We start from the raw sequence: 20,943 nt of genomic DNA, 5'->3' as shown, positions 1-20,943 counted from the left end.
TACTGGTAACTTAATATAGTGAATAACTAAAAATATGAAGGGTCCTATCCAAGAAGATATTATTGGTTTTGTTAAGACGATTTTTGATGAAAAGCCTGATGAGCATTGATTGGCAATGATAATCTTATATCTTGATCAATATAAATACAAAACCCCCCAGCAATTGGTTATCCAACTATTGGGGGGTTACTTTAAGTATCCGTTGTTATAACTGATAACTTAATTTAATAATTTCTTAGGCTTAAGCACTTTTGAGAGATCAACCGCGATTGCAGCAGTTTCATCTAAATAAGGATCTGGCCCCTCATAATCCTTAGGCAAATCATCGAGTGATTTCAACGCAGGCTTACCCTCTAATTTAAAACGCTCATTAATGCGGTTTAATTTAATGGCTTCCAGCTCTTTGTTTTCTTTCTCTCTTTCAGCGAAGTTTAAGATAACAAATTTATCTTCACCTTTTGCTTTAGCATCGTTATAACGCTGAATATCAGTAAAGATGTATGAAAACTCTCTGTCATTTGCAATACGCTTAGTATGCTGTTCAGTTAATGGTGCTAACGCCGCTTTCAGCTTGTCTGAATACTCAGATAGCTGATAGCTTGCTGGAGAGATACTATCCCAAGGCAATGCGTTATCTTCAAAACTTTCACCCATTTCAGCACTATCAAAGCTTGGTAACAGCAAATCAGGTGTTACCCCTTTAAGTTGAGTACTACCACCATTAATTCGATAGAATTTTTGAATAGTGTATTGCACTGAACCTAAACCAGGCCAATCAGGGCTTAGCATTTGATCGTAAACACGGGTTAATGGGCGATATTGCTGAACTGTTCCTTTACCGAACGTTTGCTCACCGACAATTAATGCTCGTCCGTAGTCTTGCATTGCAGCAGCAAAAATTTCAGAGGCAGAAGCACTAAAGCGATTCACGATAACAACCAGTGGCCCTTTATAATACACGACATCATCTTTATCGAAATCTTGTCGTACACGACCATTATTATCTCTGACTTGCACAACAGGACCACTTGGAATAAATAATCCTGAAAGTGAAATCGCCTCGGTTAATGCTCCACCACCATTGCCACGCAAATCAATGACTAAAGATGAAACATTATCTTTCGCCACTTTTTGTAACTGTGTTTTTACGTCATTGGTTAAGCCAACATAGAAGCTTGGAATATCCAAAATTGCAACTTTATCACCGTTAATTACTTTTTCAGTTAGCTTAACAGCTCTGTCTTCTAAACGGATTTGCTCTCTGACTAAAGTGATTGTTCTTGGTTTAGCGCCTTTCTCATCAGAAATAACTTCTAATTTTACTTGGCTACCTTTCGGCCCTTTAATCAAAGCAACGATATCATCAAGTCGCCAGCCGACAACATCAACCATCGTTTTATTTTGTTGCCCTACAGCAATAATTTTATCGCCAACTTTCAACTCTTTGCTTTTTGCAGCGGGACCACCCGTTACCATAGAGTTGATCATAGGATAATCATCATCCATCTGTAATACAGCGCCAATGCCTTCTAAGGATAGACTCATTTCAGAATCAAAGGCTTCGGTATTTCTTGGTGATAGATAACTTGTATGAGGATCAATTTCGCGGGCGAATGCCGACATAATGATTTGGAAAACATCTTCGCTTTGGCTTTGCGTTTGACGACGTAATGCAGCTTTATAACGCTTAGTGAGTGTCTCTTTAACTTCGCTATCTGTTTTTTCAGATAGTTTCAGCGTTAGCCAATCATATTTTACTTTTTCATCCCAAAGTTTATCTAGCTCAGCTTGAGTTTGCGGCCACGGCGCTTTTGTTCTATCTAACTCAAACTTATCTTGACCAGTTAAATCTATGGGTTTATCTAGGCGGTTTAAAGCATATTGAAAACGTTCAAAACGTCTTTTTTGCGCTAAATTAAAAAGATCATAAAGGGGCTGAAGCTCACCTTTTTTCAGATATTCACCTACTTTGGTTTTTTCTTTATCAAATTGGGCAATATCTGATGCTAGCAACACATTGTGGCTATAATCTAATAAATTAAGATAGCGATTAAAAATCTTTTCAGAAAAGCTCGCATCTAGCGAGAACTGACGGTAATGAGAGCGTTCAAAACGAGAGGTTACTCGCTCGCTCACGGTAGAATGCTGTGGCTCTTGCTTTAAGTCGGGTAACTGATCAATAGTTACCATTGCTGGAGTGGCTGGTTTTTCAGCCATCACAACAGAAGTGCCTGTTAACGTTAATCCGATTGCAAAAGCCACATTTAAAAGTTTGTTCATGCTCTGGTTGGCCTCCGTATCAGAACTTTAAATGTTCCGTGCGTACATTCATTGCCAAACCGTTAGGCAATTGTACACGTACACCCTCTTTCGCTATCTCTAGCACTGTCGCGTCCATCACGCTGCTACCAACGTTAACTTTCAGCGATTGACCAACAGTAAGAACTGATGTGTCTTTCACTGGAATTAACTTTTCAGTATTTTGGCGTGGTGGTGCTTTACGAGGTGCTTGAGTCGCTTTTTGAGGACGAGGCTGCCGTTTTTCACCCTCTTTAGGTGGCTGACGACGCGTATTATTTGGCTTTTTCGCTGCCGGACGTTTGCTGGTCTCCTTATCACCTTCAGCTTCGCGCTTCTTAGCACGTTGTTCTGCTCTCTGAGCTTGAACGCGCGCCTTAGCTTCTGCTAATTGTGTACGAGCATGTTCAATATGCTCAGCTTCCAGTTCGCCGCAGTCATTACCATTCAAATCGACACGTTTTGCTCCTTCTTTAACTCCATAAAGGTAGCGCCAACTTGAGGTATATAAGCGTAATGCCGAACGTAACTGTGTTTTACTCAGTTGAGTTTCATCTTTTAGATCTTCAACAAGATCTTGAAAAATGCCAACTTTCAAAGGGCGAGCTTCGCCCTCAGCGATAAAACACTTAGGGAAACGTTCAGCTAAAAAAGCGATGATTTCTTTACTACTATTCAACTTAGGTTGATTTTCCATGAAATTTCCTGATTACAACGGTTTTGCCAACCAGCGCAGGCATGAACAAGCGACATTATAATAGTGTTGCCAACAATTTCTATGGCAAACGCCTGTTAACTTACACAAAATTCACAATATTTTGCTGTATGACAAGTTTTTAAATGCTCGCAGAGCACGTCACACAACGCTTTAAGCCCATTTTCATCTTTTTTATCAAAACGATCAAAAATAGGACTATCAATATCGAGAACGCCGATAATTTGTCCATTTACTTCTAACGGGAGAACAATTTCAGACTGACTTGCACTGTCACAAGCAATATGACCACTAAATTGGTGAACGTCGCTTACTCTTAAAATTCTGTTTTCAGAGTATGCAGTTCCGCAAACTCCTTTCCCAAAACCTATTCTGACACAAGCAATTTTGCCTTGAAATGGGCCAAGGACTAATGAATCACCATCATTAAGATAAAACCCAACCCAATTTATCGTATCTAACTTCTCGTAAAGAAGCGCGCTGGTATTAGCAAGTGATGCGATAAGATCATTTTCACCAGACAACAAGGCTGACAAATTATCAGTGAGTTCCTGATAAAAAAGCGATTTTGGCATCATTAAACCCTATTTGCGTAACTAAAATAGATAACATACTCGTAATTTAGCCTATTTTATCTTGAGGTTGAATACTCCATTTTCAAGAATTGGGTAAAAAAACGATAATATTCACTTAACACCCACAAAAAAAATCAGACACTTTGTATTGTAAAATGAAAGGCATAAATATAATAAAAATGATAACTTGTGAACCATTGAGTATAGGTACTTTTTTTTAGCTTAATCAAACGATAACTCTTGAGAAAACCAACTTAGGCGAATTAACGAGCAACATAGTGAACAATATCGCAACAAAGGAAAAAAAATCAATACGCTGTCAGGAGTGTGATCACCTCGTGACACTACCTCTCACATTGAAGCGTGGAGAGGATGCCTATTGCCCACGTTGCCAAGCCAAACTCGCATCTTATCGATATTGGTCATTAACTCGTCTACTTATTCTCTCTATTACAATGCTTATTTTGGCATCAATAGCATTTACTCAGCCACTAATTAAAATTCATCTATTAGGCACGATGATAACGGCGAATGTGCTTGACGGTATTCGCATGATGTCAGAGCAAGGCTCTCCTCTTACAGCAACGATGGTAGCTTTTTGTGCTATTGCTGCACCACTTAGCCTCCCCATCGCTATTTTATATCTTCATTTAGGATCTCGCTTACGCCTTAATCTTCGCCCAGTCTTATTAATGTTAGGGAAATTAAAAGAATGGGTAATGTTAGATGTCTATTTGATTGGTCTTGGTGTTGCAACAATAAAATTAGGTGATTATGCAACCGTCTATATTGGCAATGGCTTAATTGCTTTTGTTTCTTTAATGATACTCAGCTTATTAATGCTAATTAACATTAATATGGACCAACTTTGGCAACGCTTTTATCCACAAAAAGAAATAGAAAAAAGCCCTGCGACTTGCCATGCTTGTCATTATCATTTTAAAAGAACACCATCAACACACTGCCCACGTTGTAAATCTTGCTATACCCCAAGACAACCAATGAGTTTACAAAAAACATGGGCGGCATTAATTTCAGCAATAATTTTACTCATACCTGCAAATTTATTACCTATTTCTATTTTCTATTTAAATGGTCGACGTAGTGAAGACACTATTTTTTCAGGTGTGCTTTCCTTAGTGAATTCAGGCAATACTCCGATCGCAGTTATTGTTTTTATTGCCAGTGTTTTTGTGCCTTTTTTCAAAATTATAATTATGCTGGGCTTATTATTAAGCATTCATTTTAATTCTCGTATTGACCCCCTACTTCGAATGAAACTATACCGTTTTGTCTCTTGGATAGGTCGATGGTCAATGCTTGATCTCTTTGTGATTGGGCTGATGATGTCATTGATTAATCGAGATCAATTGATGACTTTCACAATGGGACCAGCGGCTTTTTATTTTGGTACTGCGGTTATTCTTACTATCCTTGCCGTTGAATGGTTGGATAGTCGTTTACTATGGGATACTTATGCAACAAGAAGAAAACGACGTTCAGGACACACAAGCCCAAATACGCCGTAAGCGTAAAATTTCGACATTTTGGCTACTCCCTGTTATCGCCATTTTTATTGCTAGTTGGTTGCTTTTCCAACATTGGCAAGATAAAGGCGTACAAATCACGATTGATTTTCAATCCGCATCAGGAATTGTCTCTGGCAGAACACCTATTCGTTATCAAGGCGTTGATGTGGGTCTTGTTAAAGATGTCACTTTAAGCGATGACTTACGTCGAGTTATTGTTACAGCTGATATCCGCAAAGATCTCACGACTACACTGCGCAAAAACACACAGTTTTGGTTAGTTACACCTAAAGCCAGCCTTTCTGGCGTATCTGGGCTCGATGCTTTAGTTGGTGGTAACTATATCAGCATGTTACCGGGTGACGGTGAAAAGCAGTTTAAATTTATTGCTCAGGAAGTTCGTCCTCAAGCTAATATTGATAAAAATCAGCAGTTAATAACGCTAACGACAGAGAAACTGGGATCACTCAATGTTGACTCTCAAGTTTATTATCGCCAAGTTCCTGTTGGTAAAGTATATAGCTATGCGATTCGCCCTGATAATCAAGGCATTTTTATTGAACTTAGTATTGATAAACAATACGCCCACTTAATTCGCCAAGATAGTCATTTTTGGAACGTCTCGGGCTTTCAAGGTAATTTCAATTTAAAAAGTGGCGTATCAGTGAAAATGGAAAGTGTTTCTGCTTTAATCAATGGCGCAATTGCGTTTGATTCCCCAGAAAACAGCCCTCCAGCACAAGAAAACCAGCAATTTGTTTTACAATCAGCAACCTCCGTAGATGCGGGTAAAGCAATATATGGCGAAGATGGATTAATCATTTCTCTAACCAGTGAAGAAAGTTGGGGCGTCGATGCAGGACAACCTATTCTTTTTAGAGGAATTACTATTGGACAAATCATTCAGCGTAATATGAGTGATGATGGGGTTATTTTTGATGCAATTATTGCCCCTGAATATAAACATTATATTTATGAAAATAGTAAATTTGTTGCCAATAGCCGAATTAACGTCAATATGGGTCTAAATGGCATTGAAGTTCAAGGTGCGACACCTCAAGAATGGCTTGAAGGAGGCATTCATCTTATTCAAGGTACTAAAGGAACACCTAAAGAACAGTATCGCCTTTATCGTAACGACTTTTTTGCTAAAGCCAGTGTTGATGGTAATGAATTACCCGTGACACTCACTTTAAAAGCATCAAGCCTTCCTGGGATACAAAAAGGTTCAGTGGTTCTTTATCATCAATTCCAAGTCGGTGAAATTACTGATGTTCGACCTTTAATGGATGAATTTGATATTGATGTTTATATTTCAAAGCAATACCGCCATCTGCTTACAGAAAAGAGTGTATTTTGGACTGAAGGGGCAGCTAAAGTCTCTGTTAATGGCTCAGGATTAACTGTTGAAGCAACACCACTAAATCGCGCATTAAAAGGCGCAATCAGTTTTGATAATTTCGAAAATATCAATAATAACGTTTCACGTTACAAACTCTATCCATCAGAAACTAGCGCACGAGCTATCGGTGCTCAAATTACTTTAAAAACATATGACGCAAGCAAACTCTCTGAAGGAATGCCTATTCGTTATTTAGGCATTGATATTGGACAAGTCGAATCATTAATCCTTTCACCAGATAGAAAAGCAGTGACTGTATCTGCTGTTCTCTACCCTGATTATGTCAAAACCTTTGCGAGATCAGGCAGTCGCTTCGCTGTTGTTACTCCCGAATTAACAGCATCAGGATTAGATAACTTAGATTCACTTATACAACCTTATATTAAAGCAGAACCAGGCAATGGTGGCGTATATCGTCAATTTGAATTGCAAACATCTAACATTACAGACTCACGCTATCTCGATGGATTAAACCTTGTGTTAAATGCCACTGAAGCGGGTTCGGTACAAATTGGTACACCAATTTACTACCGTGGTCTTGAAGTTGGCGCCGTAACAGGTCTTGAACTAGGAAACATGTCTGACAGAGTATTAATTCACATCCGTATTAGTAAAAAATACCAATACCTAGTTCGAAATAATACTGAGTTTTGGCTCTCATCGGGATATAACTTCTCGTTTGGTTTAACTGGCGGCGTTATTCGTAGTGGTACATTCAAGCAATTTATACGCGGGGGGATCACTTTTGCAACCCCCCCTTCCACACCATTACAAGCGAAAGCAAAACAGGAACAGAATTTCATTTTAAATGATAAAGAACCCAAAGATTGGGATGAATGGGGAACAGCAATACCTAAACCTTAAAAATTAGACAATTCTGCCCTATTTCAGATAATTTATTTAAAGCGGATCACAAAAAATGATCCGCTTTTTTTATTTCCAAAAAATATTTTGGAAATAGATTCCATTTATACTATGCTTAATTTTGTTCGGTCAAAAAGCATTCTTTAAAATAAATGCCACCAACAAAACACAACAGAACACAACACGACATCGATTAATCCGGAGTTTTATTATGAAAAAGACAACGTTGAAAATTGCTTGCTATGAAATTGAAGATATTACTTTGAAACACTCTTCTGATAACCAATTAACTTATATTCATATTCCATGTGATTATGACAAAGAGTTTTGCATGCAATTAGATGGATGGGATGAAAACACAAGTATTCCAGCCCAATTAAAAGATAAAAATATTCTGCTTTATCGTCATGCTTATGATAAAGATAATCACCACTGGATCTTAAAAGTGGCATAACGAGATGCTAAAGCGAAATAACATAAAAAAAGCCAGATAAATCATTTATCTGGCTTAGGGAAATGGCTCATTGCGAGCCGTGCGCTAAAAAGTAATTGTTGATTACTGCATAAACAAAAATCGAGGACTAACTCAGACTTTTCTATCTCACAACCTACTGTTAAATATTAGCTAACAATATGTAAAGATCCAGTAAACACCCTAGTAGCACACCATTTTCTATTCAAAAAATCTTTGCTTTTAATTTTTATCATTTAAATCAATACGATAAAAATAAAAAATCTTAGTCATATTATCAATCACTTGATTAATTACTCTCACAGAGCAACTTAATCGCATTCTGTATCACTTCTACTGATTTTTTCTTTTCAGGTGCATTAGGATCTGGCAGTAAAATAACATCAATTAACTGTGCTTTTACTTTCCCACTTTCCATTTGTTTCATTGCAATTTCATTAAGTGGATACTGCATCAGTGTTGCTGGATTAATCACAAACCAAGCACCATCAGCACGGCAATTGAGCATCACTTCTTCTCGAGTAAATGGCCAATCGTCACCAAATTGAAGTTTACTGACCGTTGAAATAGGTGCCGCCGAGAATGCTTGAAAAGAGAAAAGCATTAACATTCCCGCTAATAAAAAACGTTTCATGTGGATGTCTCACTTAAGAAATTAGGTTTTTTCGATTATATAACAATCTATACGGGTGAGTTAATCGCAAAGATGGCTACAGTAAAAATAACCATTGTTCCAAGTAATAGTTCAAACCAACTATTTACTAGCAACCATTGAAAGTTATTTTTCTTACGGATATGAGGAACTAAGACATAACGATTGATTACAGCTAGGCCAAGCATTAACACCACTAAGCTAATTTTAAGCCATAACATACTTTGATATTCAGATGATAATTGTACTGCTGGCCATTCTGGAATTAACATAACGGCACTGATAACACCAGTAATAATAACCAATAAAACAGCAATATGACCAAAAAGTGAAAACCGCTTCATTGTACTAATGATAGGTTTGATCATTCCATCTGCAAGCTCGTCTTTATTCCGTAAAAATTGCAAACAAGCGACAAATGGCCATAAACCACCAAACCAATAGGCAGCACTAATAAGATGAATACTTTGGTTAACTTTGTAAAATATCGCTTCTGATCCTGCAAACATGGCACCATGACCAATTGATGCATGTAAGATCAACATAATTGAAGCAACAATTAATAAAGAGAAGTTACGTATATAACGTTGGTGTATAAATAAAACGGCTAATGCAACGGTTGCTAATACCAATTGCCATTGCCAAACTTGACCAAATGAAGTACCTAATACCGCTTTCCATATTTCGAATGACCAAGCGTCTTCCCATCCATTTCCCATAATACCAGATTGCACAACCATCCATAAATAAGTCGTAATAAAGACAGTGACAGTACTAATGGCTAATGCAGGGCGCAAACGGACTTGAATAAGAGGAATGAACTTATCTTTTGCAAGAATGGCAGCCGAGAAGCTCAGTCCGAACAGAAACATGACTGCCACGAAATGGAAAAAACGGCATAAAATATAAACGTCTTCAGGTGTCATTATTTTACACTAAATTGATAAGAACCTTTTGTCTTGTGCCCATCAACAGAAACAACGTTCCAATTAACTAAATAATTACCTTCTGCTAAATCACTTTCTAAAGGCAATAATAATTTAGTGTTGTTAACAGGATCTAAACTCAGTTTTCCTACGGTAATTTCTTTACCGTCGCTATTAGTGACTTTAATTTTGCTAAAGGCTAATTCAATACCTTCAGAAAAGTCTAGTGTGATAACTTTAGGCGCTTGCGCTTGTTCAATAGCAGCACCTTCAGCAGGTAACTGTGATTTTAAGTGTGCGTGTGCTAATGCTTGTTGGTATGACATACCAAGGAATAAAACAGCAATAGCCGATAATTTACCCCAAGATGTCTTAAGTGTATTTAATGACATAATAACCTCTTAAATTACAGGTGATTTTTTTATTTATGAAAATATTTTATAGCAAATTTACGTCAAGATCTTCGCTTCTTGATATTAGAAATAAAAGGTTGTGAACTAGCACTCAAAATATATGTTATTTAGACCAGTTTCTGTTTCAAATATCACCCATTTTTACAATTTGAGAAAATATAATACCCATATTGACAGTCTAAACAGTTCAATACATAACCAAATACAACTAAAAGTAAAATAACCACTCTGTATAAATAACATGGGGTAGGTATTTTTTAGGGTAAAAAACAGACAATGTAAGTAAGAGAAGAGATAAGAATAGCAACAATAGAAAGGGAGGTAATATAGAAGAATAAAAAACGCCCTGCTATTCATTCACAGCAGAGCGCAATAATTCATTTATTAATTTAGGCTATTTAAAGCTTTATTAATAATTAGACATGTGCAGATGTTGATAATGTGTTCAGATCTTTATCTAACAAGAATAAAGCTTTTCCACTGTCACCAACCATTGCTAATTTATCAAGGATTGATTTGAATAATTTTTCTTCTTCATGCTGCTCTGCAACATACCATTGTAAGAAGTTAAATGTTGAATAATCCTGAGTTGTCATTGCAACATGCGCTAATTTATTAATCTCAGATGTAATATGTTTTTCATGTTCGTAAGTTTTATCGAATAACTCAGATAATGATGAAAACTCAGCAGGTGGAGCTTCAATCGCCCCAAGTAAAGGCATTGCACCTGTATCACTTAAGTAATCAAATAAGCGGTGCATATGTTCCATTTCTTCACGAGAGTGAGCTTTTAAAAATTTAGCAGCCCCATCAAATCCTTTATCGTCGCACCAAGCACTCATTTGCAAATACAGATTTGCCGAATAAAACTCTAGATTTAGCTGTTCATTCAATTTGTTGATCATATCTTGATGTAACATATTTTACGTCCCTTGCGATGAAAATTAACATTATGGATATTATGCACAGTTAAAAATAAAAATATAGCTATTTAAGTGTGCTTTTATTTATTTTTTTCAATTAACTAGCCGTAATAAAAATAAAAACCAATCTCATTTGTAATATGTTTTTAATACTATTAAAAAGCTAAATAGTATTTATTATCATTAAGACAAAACATGTATTTAATCATTGCATAAAACAACCTAACGCATTGAAATATATAAATATAATATTTAACTTTTGACTTTTAATTTTAGCTTTTATATTTATTAACTTTTTCTTTATAATCCAAGAAATTAAAATTAGCATTAAATAAAAATCATATTCCAATCATTAAAAAATATTCAAAAATAAGCTTTACCCTATATCAATAAATATATACAACGTAATATCTACAATAATCATCATTAGAAAAATAAAATATCCTTCTATTACTTGTTATCATTCCCTATTTTTTTATGATTTCTATTTGATATTGCTACATATTTATTTTTCAGACAGCAGTTTTTTTCACTCTTTTCACGTAAAAAAATACATAACTCTCAAAAAATAAAAATAATTCCAATTTTTGTGCAGTTTTTCATTTTGACTGATAAGATTAGTAGGTAACTCATATTTGTATGCACAAAAAGTTAATATAAAAGCCCTAATCATAATAAAAGGTTAATTAGGAGCCACTATGACAAAAACAGTGTTAGTACCCGTTGATTTTACAGAGCTTGGTTTATTAGACAAGGTTGTGTCTCATCTAAAAGCATTGTCTGTCGCTGACAAATTGAATATTCATTTTTTATCAGTCATTCCAAGTTATGAGTCTTTTGTCGGATTTGCATTCGCAGGCCAAGATAGACTAGCAAGTGACAAACAACGTATTGAAATTGCATTATCCACACTAAAAGAAAATTTATCGCACATTGATATTCCCAATAGTACAACTCAATTTTACGTGTCTATAGGCAATCCTCGCGATAAAATTTTAGAAACCGCAAAAAAAATTCAAGCAGAGCTGATTGTCATTGGTTCTCGTAATCCTGGTATGAAAACTTATCTTCTAGGTTCTACCGCATCTTCAGTGGTTAGTTACGCAGAATCATCTGTATTAGTCGTGCGTTAATCACCCACTTCCTGCTTCCATAAGAAATCTGGTATTCGTCATAAGCCAGATTTCTTATTCTTTTCACCATAAAATCCATTCAAAATGATATTTTATTTTATCCTGTTTATTTTTAAGAGTAATTATTAAAAATATATTCTGAAGCAATAAGATAATTATTAAAAAATGGCTAGAAATACAGTCACTTTAATGCTTTTTATATAAACTCTTATATTAATAATCTCTTAATAAATTTATATTGTTCATGATGTTAAATTATGTAAAGATACTTTTCTATTAAGGCTAAATTTAATCAACAGAGTAAAAGGAATTAAAATGAATAAAGAACTTTCTGAAAAATGGCAAGAGCGTTTTTCATTTTTTGATAAATATGGCTCACCTAAAACGCCAGAATTTAAAGCTGCTTATAAAGAACTCTCCTTTGGTAAACGTATTCTTATTGGAATGAATATCTGGGCATTTTTCTTTGGTTTTATTTACTTTCTTATTTTAGGTTTATGGCGCAAGGCATTAACATTATTTGCTATTAATATTGCCATTTTTACTATTATTGGTTTTTTACCTGTAAACAATGGTGTTATCAATGCTGTGGGTATCGCAGTTAACATTTTATGGGCGATAACAGCCAACTATGCATACTACTTAAAAGAAACCAAAAATGATCAAAGTTGGAACCCGTTCGAAGGTGTTCTGTAATAATAAAGGGGCAACGCCCCTTTATTTTCCCTTATATCTTTTTTTTTAATAACACTATATCCTCTTATCCTTATTTCATAGTAATTTTATCCATTACTCTATTTAAATATTTTCATCTAATTTACTAAAATAGAAAATAATGAAATAACACTAAAAGTTCGTTTTTATCTCAGAAGAGCACCTTGTTAATGCGCTATAATTCATTAACGCTAAATTGGGGAAAACGTATGTCTGAACACTTTCAAGGTAAATTTGAAGCTGAACTAAAATATCACCTTCAAAATCCACAAAATTTTATTAATGAATTAAAAAAATCAGGAGCCACATTATTTACATCTGAGAATAAAGAAACAGATTGGTACATGGAACATGATAATACTGAATTTTCAACTGCAACCATCAGTTTATGCGTAAGAAAAATGCTACCCTCAAGAATAAATCTTCTTATCGTTAAAGGCCCTGATTTATCACAATGTGAAGCCGTTCGCATCGAAGATGCAGAAAAAACAGTCTCTATGTTTACGACACTTGGCTACCATTGTATTCTCAATTATACAAAATCAAGAGAAATCTATTTTCTAGATGAGTTTCATATCACTATTGATAAACTAGATAAATTAGGCTCATTTGCCGAGTTTGCTATCATGACGGACGACCAAAGCAAACTATCACTCTACACGGATCAATTAAGACATTTAGCCGCAAAATTTGGTTTTACAGAAAAAGATCTTGAGAAAGATAACTATAAAACACTCATGTTAAACAACCTCAAATCATAAACAATTTTATTCAGTAAACATCTCTATAAAAATAATTAAAAACTTTCTCATCTAAGCATCGATATGCTATCAACAGATATTGATGCTTTGTCATTTCTAATGCTTTTTATCTTACTCACTAACAATAAAAAATGGGGTTTAAATAGAAGATTTATTTGAATCCTATATTTATTACATTTATCCAATAATTTTATTTTCCTTATCTTAAATAAACCTCACTCTTAGTCAAAAAATGTCATTTAGATCTAATTTTAAAGATATTTTTGCAATACCACTTATATTAATACACTGTTTTTACTAGAATTAGTAAAAAAATATATTAACAGGAGGGTTTATGCTTGAAAATTACCTTAATATCTTTATTAAGGCAACTTTTGTTGAGAATATGGCATTAAGTTTCTTTTTAGGAATGTGTACTTTTCTTGCTGTTTCTAAAGAAGTAAAAACCTCATTAAAACTAGGTCTTACTGTTACTGTCTTACTTATTATTGCTACACCTATCAACAACTTAATCTATCATTTTATCCTAAAGAAAGACGCGATAGTTGAAGGTATTGATCTTAGCTTTCTTAGATATATTACTTTTATTGGCGTTTTAGCGGCACTAGTTCAAATTTTAGAAATGTTTTTAGATAAATTTATCCCTTCACTTTATCATTCATTAGGGATCTTTTTGCCTTTATTGACTATTCATTGTGCTATCTTTGGTGCCACCATTTTTATGGTTGAACGTGATTACACCTTTACTGAATCAGTGATATATGGTGCAGGATGTGGCATAGGTTGGTTACTTGCAATTATAGCTCTCTCAGGTTTACGTGAAAAAATGAAATATTCAGACATTCCGAAAGGATTGAGAGGATTAGGGATCACATTTATCACAGTAGGATTAATGTCACTTGGTTTTATGTCATTCTCTGGCATTTCACTTTAATAACTTGTTTTTATCTTTAATATTATGTGAAATTTTCATACATCATTAGGATCATTCCCGATGTGATCTTTATTTATAGGCGGAGGGATTATAGCCCTTCCGCTTATAGCGATTTCGTCTGATTTCTTATTTTTTATCTATTGCAATCTTTTTATTTCTCTCTCATTTATAACGTTAAGTTCTCTTATTTGTTCTATTAAATAAACAAAAAATAATTTAATTTATTGCTGTTTTAATCATTATTAATTTTTTATTTTATAAATAGAAATACTGGCATTATTTAAATCTAATTGTTCAAAAATCAACTAGTCAATCACATAAAGTTAATAATAAATCAACAGGTTAACTATATTCCACGAAGGTGATCTCTTTTATATCATTTTTATTATTTATCTTTAACTTTTAATATTTAAGAAAAATTAATTAAAAATCAAAGTGTTACAAAACAAATAAATACATTTAATAAATTTATTAATCAGAACAATAAATAAGCATAAAGAATATTTATAAAATGCCGATACTATTTTTTAGTATTTGAAAAAATCAAAAGGATATATGGCATTAAATCAAAGAGTGACCTAAAAACATATTTTCATTTGTTTTTTAATTCTTTGTCTATACCAGTTACAGGAAGTAAAAATAAAACTTAAAAATCAATAAATTACACAGTTATATTTTTATGAAAAAGGAAATAACATTACATGTTTAAGAACTTCAAACAACGTTATTTGCCAAACGTCTCTTTTAATATGTCGAGTTTAAAAACAACCACCCTAGTTTGGCTTATTACAGGCTCTTTAATCTTACTTCTTGGGCTAGCTTGTGTTTTATTTCTCTCTTCAGTTAATGATTACAAGAGAAACTTAAACACACTAAATAATATCTACCATGAACAATCACTACTAAGCAATACTTGGGAAAATCTACTACAAACACGTAATACCTTAAATAGGGCTAGTTCTCGCCACTTATTAATCATTAATAAAATGGCTACCGCAAATACTGACATCTCCTCATTATTACAACAAACTAAAGAAAAACTTCAGCACGTTGAAAATGGATGGGAAAGTTTCAAGAATTTTCCTCATAATGTTGAAGATCAAAGTTATATACAACAATTAGAGCAGAAATATACTGAGCTTAATGCCGCGCTCATTGAATTTTTAGCCTTTCTAGAACAAGGCAAAACATACGAGTATTTAAATCAACCAACACAAACCTATCAAGACAATTTTGAGCAAGCCTATACTAACTATCATCAACAGCTAGAAAATTATTACACGGCTTCATTGGGTGAAGGAGAATTACTGTACGATAAAATTATTTATAGCTTAATCGCTATTTCAATATTAATTGTTATTTTTTCTTTCTTAGTTCAAGTTGTACTACGAAAAAACTTTATTTCACCTTTAAACGCTATAATGAAAAATATCGAAGATATTAGTAATGGAGAATTAGCGACCGATGTCACCACAAAAGGTCTATATGAAATAAATATTCTCACTGCCAATATTCAAAAAATGCGAGATCAGATAAAACGGATCGTCAATAACATCAATCACAGCTCAGGTCTTATTAATTCAGAATTAAGTGATATTGCTGTTATGAACAATAATCTTGCTATTCGTGTTGAACAACAGTCAGCAGCTGTACTCGAAACCTCCGCAGGAATACGACAATTAAGCGTTACATCAAAACAACATGCAGAAAATACACAAGCATCATGTGAGCTAGTAACAAAAACAGATACGATGATCCATCAAAGCAATGAAATGCTCGCTAACGTTGTTGAAAATATGCATGAAGTTGTCACGTTCTCTGAACAAATAAACGACATTACCTCTACAATCGATAATATCGCCTTCCAAACAAACCTATTGGCTTTAAATGCTGCCGTAGAAGCGGCAAGAGTCGGTGAACATGGAAAAGGTTTTGCTGTTGTTGCTAAAGAAGTAAGAGAATTATCTATTAGCTGTAATTTGGCATCAAAAGAGATAAAAGTACTTGTCGCTAATTCAAGTAAAAAAATAAATCAGTGTTTTCAGCTAGCCGCTGACGCAAACGATAATATGGTAGATATTTCTAAACATACTGAAAATATTAATGAAATGATCCACGATATTTCTATTTCTACAAATGAACAAAGTAATGGTATTGCCCAAATTGAAGATGCAATAAATCAATTAGATCAAACCACACAAGCTAACTCAACAATGACACGAGAATTAGTCAGTTCATTAGATTCTTTGCAAACACAATCAGATAGACTAAAACAAGAATTAACTGTTTTTCATCAGTAAATGTTAAGTCTACTCACAGCATAAAAGCTATCTTAATCTTAGGATAGCTTTCTTATTACTGATTTAACCCAATATTAAAAATGGCTAAATTCAGGGATCTCTTTTTTACCATGTGACTCTAGAAAATCTAATACCCTTCTTGGAGTTACATTTAATATACGCTCTTGTGGAAAATCTATTTGAGCTAATACTTCTAATACTCGATCAAAATTTCCTAGTGAAGAAGCAATGTGTGAGTCAGAGCCTAGTGCAATTAATCCTCCTGCATCACGTACTGCTTTCGCTATTTCTATGCAATTCTTCTCACTTCCTACTCTAGAATGAATAAATGATGAGTTATTCATTTCTAAAGCAACGTTGTAAGTAGCAGCTGCTTTTGCAACTTCAGCAATATCTATTGGATATTTCGGATTCCCTGGATGCGTAATCATTTGGACACAGCCACTTGCTATTGTTGCAATTAACGCTTTTGTATTATCAACAAGGCCTAATGAACTCATTACTGGATCATGAAAACCAGCAAGTACAATATCTAATTTCTTGCTCATTTTCTCACTACAATCTGTTTCACCTTTAATATTTTTAATATTCGCTTCTATACCATAAAGAATACCAACACCATCAATAATACGAGGGATCACAGGTAAGTTAGAAAAATGCCATTCATGAGGTGCATCATCCATATCTGGGCCATGATCAGTAATTGCAAACAACTGAATTCCCTGCTTTTTAGCTTGCTGGAAATATTCACTAACTGTACTGTAAGCATGTGTACTAGCAATAGTATGAGCATGTAAATCAACGGGATACATAAACAACTCCTTTCTAAAAACACCTTATGAACATCGATAAGATGGCTTTTATTGAATATAAGATCTATCTAGAATTAATTATCAATTCCAGTAAAAATACGTAATAACCAACAAGCAATGTACTATCTACTGCACTTTTTCTCACATTAGCAAGAAATGAAGATAAATTTTAATAAATATGCTTTAATCTTTAACATACTATTTAATATCAAATAGATAAATAGAGTTTCACTTTAGTACTATACACAGGGATTTTGAAAACACATTATATTGTGTAATTTCATGTTAAACCTAGTTTTCAACTTTATAAAAGGCTATTTATGTTCAACTATCCAGCAGTCGCTCATTTTGATAAAGAAAGTGAAACTTACGAAATTACCTACCGTGATTTTGATAATATACACGCTGTTGCTTATACAGAAGATGATATTGAACTAGAAGCCTCTGATATTTTACATGTGGGTCTTGAGGAGTTTATTGCGAGTAAACAGCCTATTCCTGCTCCATCCAAAGCCCAAGATGGTGATTTTATTGTCTACTTACCTCTTATTAGCTGTTTAAAAATTGCATTACATAATGCGATGTTAGAAACAAAGACAAAAAAATCCGATCTTGCAAGAAAGATGAATTTAACGAGTGCGCAAATAGAGCGTTTACTTGAAATTAATCAAACCTCAAAAGTAGATAGTCTAGAGCAAGCACTTTATTTATTAGGCTATGCTATTTCTGTCAGCGTTAATAAAGATATTAACCAACAATAATAAAAATGGCTCTAAATTGATTAGAGCCATTCGTACTAGATTATTTCACAACAAGCATACAGGATAATTAAAGCTTTTTACTTGCTAAGAAATTCGCATGGTTTGTATAAATAGCGATGATATCTTCACCACGCCCTACTAACCCAGCAACCTGATTTACCATATCCAGATGATCTTCAGCATAATTATCTTTGATCAGTTTACCTAATCGCATACTTGTACGACCTACCAAGCCATCATTTTCACGCTCAGTAAAGAATGCACTTAATACACGCATTGCGGCATGAGTAGGATCCAGTAAATTGCCTCTTTCACCAGCAATCAAACCTTGGATATAGCTACCAAATGAATAGTAATGAACGCCATTTACGATTTCTTTACCTTCACCACCACGAACAGCTGGCAACCCTTGTGGGTACTTTTTATTAAATTCAGTTACATTTTCAGTTGTTAACGCTTCTAATGCAGCGACAGCATCTTGTGGATTGCCACGATTACCTGAAAATGCAGAAATAATAGTACCAATAGCTTTCATTACTGCATCAGCAATATATTCTGGCACACTATCCTTGCGCATAATACGTCGTACTAAATCTGCAATTTCTGAACCGTGGTTTACACCATTAACAGAAGTAACAGAAGCAATGCTCTTCGCATGTTTTGCAGCAACATAACGGCAAGCTAATGGGCCTTGGCTATGACCGATTAAATTTACTTTTTTGGCTTTCGTTTCTTTGAGAATTTTTTGCACAAATTCCCAAAGTTGTTCACCACGAACTTCGTTAGAGTTAAATGCAGAAAGAGATGCGGTGAAAACTTTATGGCCATCTTTTTCTAAGGCATCGGCGATACCATAAAAATAAGGATAACCGACGATATCATCAAAACCAGATAAACCATGAACTAAAATAATTGGATATGTAGTTGACATATTTTCCACTCCTTGGGTTTAAATTAATCTATTTAATTTGCTAAACATCCTATTAGCAATACTTAAAACAACACTTAGAATACAAAGTTTAAAATACAACTTTGAAGTACAAAAATTATAGTAAGCATCGTATTTTTATACCTTAATTGTTCTAAGTGTTTTTAGCTTAATCTTTATTTTACGATCGTAAAGCATTATTTTAATTTTTTATTTATAGTCTTAATTAGCACCCGAGAAAATCAGCATACCTTCAATCATACCTTCTGCTTTTTTCAGTTTTTTTCCAATATATGTATCCGAACATTGATCATATTTTGCAAGCTGAATAAACGTTTTACCAAAAACATAATAATTAATAAGCAACTGATAGTCCTCTTTATTGTGCGCCATCAATCTTTTCATTAAGTCATTAATAATATTAGCATTATGATGAGTACATTTTTTTCTTAACTTTATACGCCTTGGGATAATTTCTTTATTATTCAATGAATTAATGGCATTTTGATCATTAGCCACCCATGATCCCCACGCTTCTAAAGTTTTTGAAATATTTTCCATATTAACATCCTTATTTTCCATAAAGTAATAATCGCATCCTGCAATCATTTGACAATGATCCATTAACACTTAATGAATATTGATATTAATATAGTGAACAACGTGTAATTTACAACTCTGGTTTATAAAGATATTGAGTTTTTAACTTAATTTATTGATAGGAATGAAAAATAAAATAGATGCAACTAGCCACTTTAATTAAAAATTAAATTATTTTTAAATTATAAAAATATTTTCTCTTAAAATGGCTATAAATATAAAAGAGTAGCAATTATGGTAATACTTCTTCTGGACGTAAAGTGAGCACTTCATACCCTGTTGCTGTTACCAAAATAGTATGTTCTGATTGAGCAGATAACTTTTTATCTCTTGTTACAACAGTCCAACCATCTTTCTTAGTTTTTATTTTAGCGCCGCCTTGATTTATCATTGGCTCAATCGTAAAAGTCATGCCTTCTTTTAATTCAACGCCCTGTCCTTTTATACCATAATGTAGTACCTGTGGCGCTTCATGCATTTCTCTTCCTATTCCATGCCCACAGTATTCTCTCACTACACTATATCCATGACTTTGTGCAAAGCTTTGAATAGCATGACCAATATCGCCTAATGTCGCACCTGGTTTTACTTCCTTAATACCTTCCCACATTGCTTGATACGTTGTTTTTGCTAATTTACGCGCAATAGGAGATGCCTCTGGCATAATATACATTTTACTAGAGTCAGCGATAAATCCATTTTTTTCTAGTGTGATATCAACATTAACAATATCTTTGCTTTTAAGGCGCTCATCTGCTTTTGGTACACCATGACAAACAACTTCATTGATAGATGTATTTAGCACATACTCATAACCATATTGACCTTTACTTGCTGGTCTTGATTGAAGTTCATTGACAATAAAATCATCAACTTTATCGTTAATCTCTAGTGTAGAAACACCGGGTACAATAAAATCATCAAGCATTGTAAAAACTTTCGCCAATAAACGCCCTGACTCACGCATTAATTCAATTTCATCAGCCGTTTTAATCGTTATTTTATCCACTCTTCTTTCCTCTTATTCTACGTCTTGCTTGATGGCTTCTTTTTCCAGCATTTCATTGATAATCATTGGAAATGTCTTATCTGGGTTTAATTCTGCTTGAATGCCAATTTTTATCCAAAACTCTGCCTGAGCATTAACAGAGCGTGACATCACATTACTTGCTTTTCGCAAGTACTCATGTAATTCATCAGAAATTTTTACAATACCCACGCTAATCCTTAT

21 protein-coding genes are annotated in these 20,943 nt (G+C 34.0%); 9 read left to right on the top strand and 12 right to left on the bottom strand.

The window, feature by feature from the left end:
- Positions 1-219: 219 nt before the first annotated feature.
- The 3 genes from prc to ACNART_RS00250 all read right to left on the bottom strand — a co-directional run bounded on the left by prc (position 220) and on the right by ACNART_RS00250 (position 3,588).
- On the bottom strand, positions 220-2,280 hold the full coding sequence (gene prc / locus ACNART_RS00260; RefSeq protein WP_109372531.1) for a carboxy terminal-processing peptidase: 2,061 nt from the start codon (positions 2,278-2,280) through the stop codon (positions 220-222).
- A gap of 19 nt (positions 2,281-2,299) precedes the next feature.
- Positions 2,300-2,995, bottom strand: a complete 696-nt coding sequence (gene proQ, locus ACNART_RS00255; protein ID WP_023582406.1) for an RNA chaperone ProQ — start codon at positions 2,993-2,995, stop codon at positions 2,300-2,302.
- A 95-nt stretch (positions 2,996-3,090) separates the two neighbouring features.
- Complete coding sequence (locus ACNART_RS00250) at positions 3,091-3,588, bottom strand: GAF domain-containing protein (protein ID WP_088495806.1); 498 nt, start codon at positions 3,586-3,588, stop codon at positions 3,091-3,093.
- A gap of 278 nt (positions 3,589-3,866) precedes the next feature.
- Here ACNART_RS00250 and yebS point away from each other — a divergent pair, with 278 nt between their 5' ends.
- The 3 genes from yebS to ACNART_RS00235 all read left to right on the top strand — a co-directional run bounded on the left by yebS (position 3,867) and on the right by ACNART_RS00235 (position 7,837).
- Positions 3,867-5,117, top strand: coding sequence for a membrane integrity lipid transport subunit YebS (yebS, locus tag ACNART_RS00245; RefSeq protein ID WP_198619650.1), 1,251 nt, complete (start codon positions 3,867-3,869; stop codon positions 5,115-5,117).
- Positions 5,065-7,383 (top strand): MlaD family protein, encoded by a 2,319-nt coding sequence (locus ACNART_RS00240; RefSeq protein WP_368926835.1) that lies wholly within the window; start codon positions 5,065-5,067, stop codon positions 7,381-7,383. Before yebS ends, ACNART_RS00240 begins: the two co-directional genes overlap by 53 nt.
- Positions 7,384-7,594: 211 nt before the next feature.
- The gene (locus ACNART_RS00235; protein ID WP_023582410.1) at positions 7,595-7,837 is read left to right on the top strand and encodes a DUF1480 family protein; all 243 of its coding nucleotides are present in this window, start codon (positions 7,595-7,597) and stop codon (positions 7,835-7,837) included.
- Between the two features lie 307 nt (positions 7,838-8,144).
- Here the strand turns inward: ACNART_RS00235 and ACNART_RS00230 are convergent, their stop codons facing one another.
- From ACNART_RS00230 to ftnA, 4 genes are all read right to left on the bottom strand, one after another.
- The gene (locus ACNART_RS00230) at positions 8,145-8,489 is read right to left on the bottom strand and encodes a YebY family protein (RefSeq protein ID WP_109372534.1); all 345 of its coding nucleotides are present in this window, start codon (positions 8,487-8,489) and stop codon (positions 8,145-8,147) included.
- Between the two features lie 47 nt (positions 8,490-8,536).
- Positions 8,537-9,433, bottom strand: a complete 897-nt coding sequence (copD, locus tag ACNART_RS00225; RefSeq protein WP_349443039.1) for a copper homeostasis membrane protein CopD — start codon at positions 9,431-9,433, stop codon at positions 8,537-8,539.
- The gene (gene copC / locus ACNART_RS00220) at positions 9,433-9,825 is read right to left on the bottom strand and encodes a copper homeostasis periplasmic binding protein CopC (protein WP_023582413.1); all 393 of its coding nucleotides are present in this window, start codon (positions 9,823-9,825) and stop codon (positions 9,433-9,435) included. The genes copD and copC overlap by 1 nt, the downstream gene beginning before the upstream one ends.
- Positions 9,826-10,262: 437 nt before the next feature.
- A complete protein-coding gene (ftnA, locus tag ACNART_RS00215; protein WP_075673382.1) occupies positions 10,263-10,766 on the bottom strand; it encodes a non-heme ferritin in 504 nt (167 codons plus the stop codon).
- A 701-nt stretch (positions 10,767-11,467) separates the two neighbouring features.
- Between ftnA and ACNART_RS00210 the strand changes: the two genes are divergently transcribed.
- From ACNART_RS00210 to ACNART_RS00190, 5 genes are all read left to right on the top strand, one after another.
- Positions 11,468-11,902: a universal stress protein gene (locus ACNART_RS00210; RefSeq protein WP_072062602.1), complete on the top strand. Its 435-nt coding sequence runs from the start codon at positions 11,468-11,470 to the stop codon at positions 11,900-11,902.
- 315 nt (positions 11,903-12,217) lie between these two features.
- Complete coding sequence (locus tag ACNART_RS00205; RefSeq protein ID WP_023582416.1) at positions 12,218-12,598, top strand: DUF2628 domain-containing protein; 381 nt, start codon at positions 12,218-12,220, stop codon at positions 12,596-12,598.
- Between the two features lie 188 nt (positions 12,599-12,786).
- Positions 12,787-13,377, top strand: coding sequence for a class IV adenylate cyclase (gene cyaB, locus ACNART_RS00200; RefSeq protein ID WP_368926838.1), 591 nt, complete (start codon positions 12,787-12,789; stop codon positions 13,375-13,377).
- 334 nt (positions 13,378-13,711) lie between these two features.
- On the top strand, positions 13,712-14,311 hold the full coding sequence (nqrE, locus tag ACNART_RS00195; protein WP_109372536.1) for an NADH:ubiquinone reductase (Na(+)-transporting) subunit E: 600 nt from the start codon (positions 13,712-13,714) through the stop codon (positions 14,309-14,311).
- 701 nt (positions 14,312-15,012) lie between these two features.
- Positions 15,013-16,611, top strand: coding sequence for a methyl-accepting chemotaxis protein (locus ACNART_RS00190; protein WP_198619653.1), 1,599 nt, complete (start codon positions 15,013-15,015; stop codon positions 16,609-16,611).
- Between the two features lie 74 nt (positions 16,612-16,685).
- On the opposite strand, the gene ACNART_RS00185 is transcribed toward ACNART_RS00190, so the two are convergent.
- The gene (locus tag ACNART_RS00185) at positions 16,686-17,423 is read right to left on the bottom strand and encodes a phosphatase (protein WP_109372537.1); all 738 of its coding nucleotides are present in this window, start codon (positions 17,421-17,423) and stop codon (positions 16,686-16,688) included.
- Between the two features lie 320 nt (positions 17,424-17,743).
- Here ACNART_RS00185 and ACNART_RS00180 point away from each other — a divergent pair, with 320 nt between their 5' ends.
- Complete coding sequence (locus ACNART_RS00180; RefSeq protein ID WP_109372538.1) at positions 17,744-18,184, top strand: hypothetical protein; 441 nt, start codon at positions 17,744-17,746, stop codon at positions 18,182-18,184.
- Positions 18,185-18,251: 67 nt separating this feature from the next.
- Here ACNART_RS00180 and ACNART_RS00175 read toward each other — a convergent pair whose 3' ends face one another.
- The 4 genes from ACNART_RS00175 to ACNART_RS00160 form a co-directional block, all read right to left on the bottom strand.
- Positions 18,252-19,115, bottom strand: coding sequence for a lipase family alpha/beta hydrolase (locus ACNART_RS00175; RefSeq protein WP_109372539.1), 864 nt, complete (start codon positions 19,113-19,115; stop codon positions 18,252-18,254).
- A 219-nt stretch (positions 19,116-19,334) separates the two neighbouring features.
- Positions 19,335-19,673, bottom strand: a complete 339-nt coding sequence (locus ACNART_RS00170) for an antiterminator Q family protein (protein ID WP_368887740.1) — start codon at positions 19,671-19,673, stop codon at positions 19,335-19,337.
- A 271-nt stretch (positions 19,674-19,944) separates the two neighbouring features.
- The gene (gene map, locus ACNART_RS00165; protein WP_100158067.1) at positions 19,945-20,721 is read right to left on the bottom strand and encodes a type I methionyl aminopeptidase; all 777 of its coding nucleotides are present in this window, start codon (positions 20,719-20,721) and stop codon (positions 19,945-19,947) included.
- 12 nt (positions 20,722-20,733) lie between these two features.
- Positions 20,734-20,931 carry a ParD-like family protein gene (locus tag ACNART_RS00160; protein ID WP_109372589.1) on the bottom strand — a complete coding sequence of 66 codons (198 nt, stop codon included), beginning with the start codon at positions 20,929-20,931 and terminating at the stop codon, positions 20,734-20,736.
- Between the last annotated feature and the right edge of the window lie 12 nt (positions 20,932-20,943).

Origin of the sequence: Proteus sp. LHD240705, assembly GCF_047921555.1 — a bacterium.
Classification (GTDB): Bacteria; Pseudomonadota; Gammaproteobacteria; order Enterobacterales; family Enterobacteriaceae; genus Proteus.
This window is presented reverse-complemented; position numbering and strand designations above follow the sequence as displayed.

Excerpts from the sequence above, each read along its gene's own strand:
- prc (WP_109372531.1), bottom strand. The coding sequence starts at position 2,280 with ATGAACAAACTTTTAAATGTGGCTTTTGCAATCGGATTAACGTTAACA.
- ACNART_RS00250 (WP_088495806.1), bottom strand. The coding sequence starts at position 3,588 with ATGCCAAAATCGCTTTTTTATCAGGAACTCACTGATAATTTGTCAGCC.
- cyaB (WP_368926838.1), top strand. The coding sequence starts at position 12,787 with ATGCGCTATAATTCATTAACGCTAAATTGGGGAAAACGTATGTCTGAA.
- copC (WP_023582413.1), bottom strand. The coding sequence starts at position 9,825 with ATGTCATTAAATACACTTAAGACATCTTGGGGTAAATTATCGGCTATT.
- ACNART_RS00210 (WP_072062602.1), top strand. The coding sequence starts at position 11,468 with ATGACAAAAACAGTGTTAGTACCCGTTGATTTTACAGAGCTTGGTTTA.
- ACNART_RS00230 (WP_109372534.1), bottom strand. The coding sequence starts at position 8,489 with ATGAAACGTTTTTTATTAGCGGGAATGTTAATGCTTTTCTCTTTTCAA.
- ACNART_RS00240 (WP_368926835.1), top strand. The coding sequence starts at position 5,065 with ATGCAACAAGAAGAAAACGACGTTCAGGACACACAAGCCCAAATACGC.
- ACNART_RS00170 (WP_368887740.1), bottom strand. The coding sequence starts at position 19,673 with ATGGAAAATATTTCAAAAACTTTAGAAGCGTGGGGATCATGGGTGGCT.
- ACNART_RS00175 (WP_109372539.1), bottom strand. The coding sequence starts at position 19,115 with ATGTCAACTACATATCCAATTATTTTAGTTCATGGTTTATCTGGTTTT.
- ftnA (WP_075673382.1), bottom strand. The coding sequence starts at position 10,766 with ATGTTACATCAAGATATGATCAACAAATTGAATGAACAGCTAAATCTA.
- nqrE (WP_109372536.1), top strand. The coding sequence starts at position 13,712 with ATGCTTGAAAATTACCTTAATATCTTTATTAAGGCAACTTTTGTTGAG.
- proQ (WP_023582406.1), bottom strand. The coding sequence starts at position 2,995 with ATGGAAAATCAACCTAAGTTGAATAGTAGTAAAGAAATCATCGCTTTT.
- copD (WP_349443039.1), bottom strand. The coding sequence starts at position 9,433 with ATGACACCTGAAGACGTTTATATTTTATGCCGTTTTTTCCATTTCGTG.
- ACNART_RS00190 (WP_198619653.1), top strand. The coding sequence starts at position 15,013 with ATGTTTAAGAACTTCAAACAACGTTATTTGCCAAACGTCTCTTTTAAT.
- ACNART_RS00180 (WP_109372538.1), top strand. The coding sequence starts at position 17,744 with ATGTTCAACTATCCAGCAGTCGCTCATTTTGATAAAGAAAGTGAAACT.
- ACNART_RS00235 (WP_023582410.1), top strand. The coding sequence starts at position 7,595 with ATGAAAAAGACAACGTTGAAAATTGCTTGCTATGAAATTGAAGATATT.
- ACNART_RS00185 (WP_109372537.1), bottom strand. The coding sequence starts at position 17,423 with ATGTATCCCGTTGATTTACATGCTCATACTATTGCTAGTACACATGCT.
- ACNART_RS00205 (WP_023582416.1), top strand. The coding sequence starts at position 12,218 with ATGAATAAAGAACTTTCTGAAAAATGGCAAGAGCGTTTTTCATTTTTT.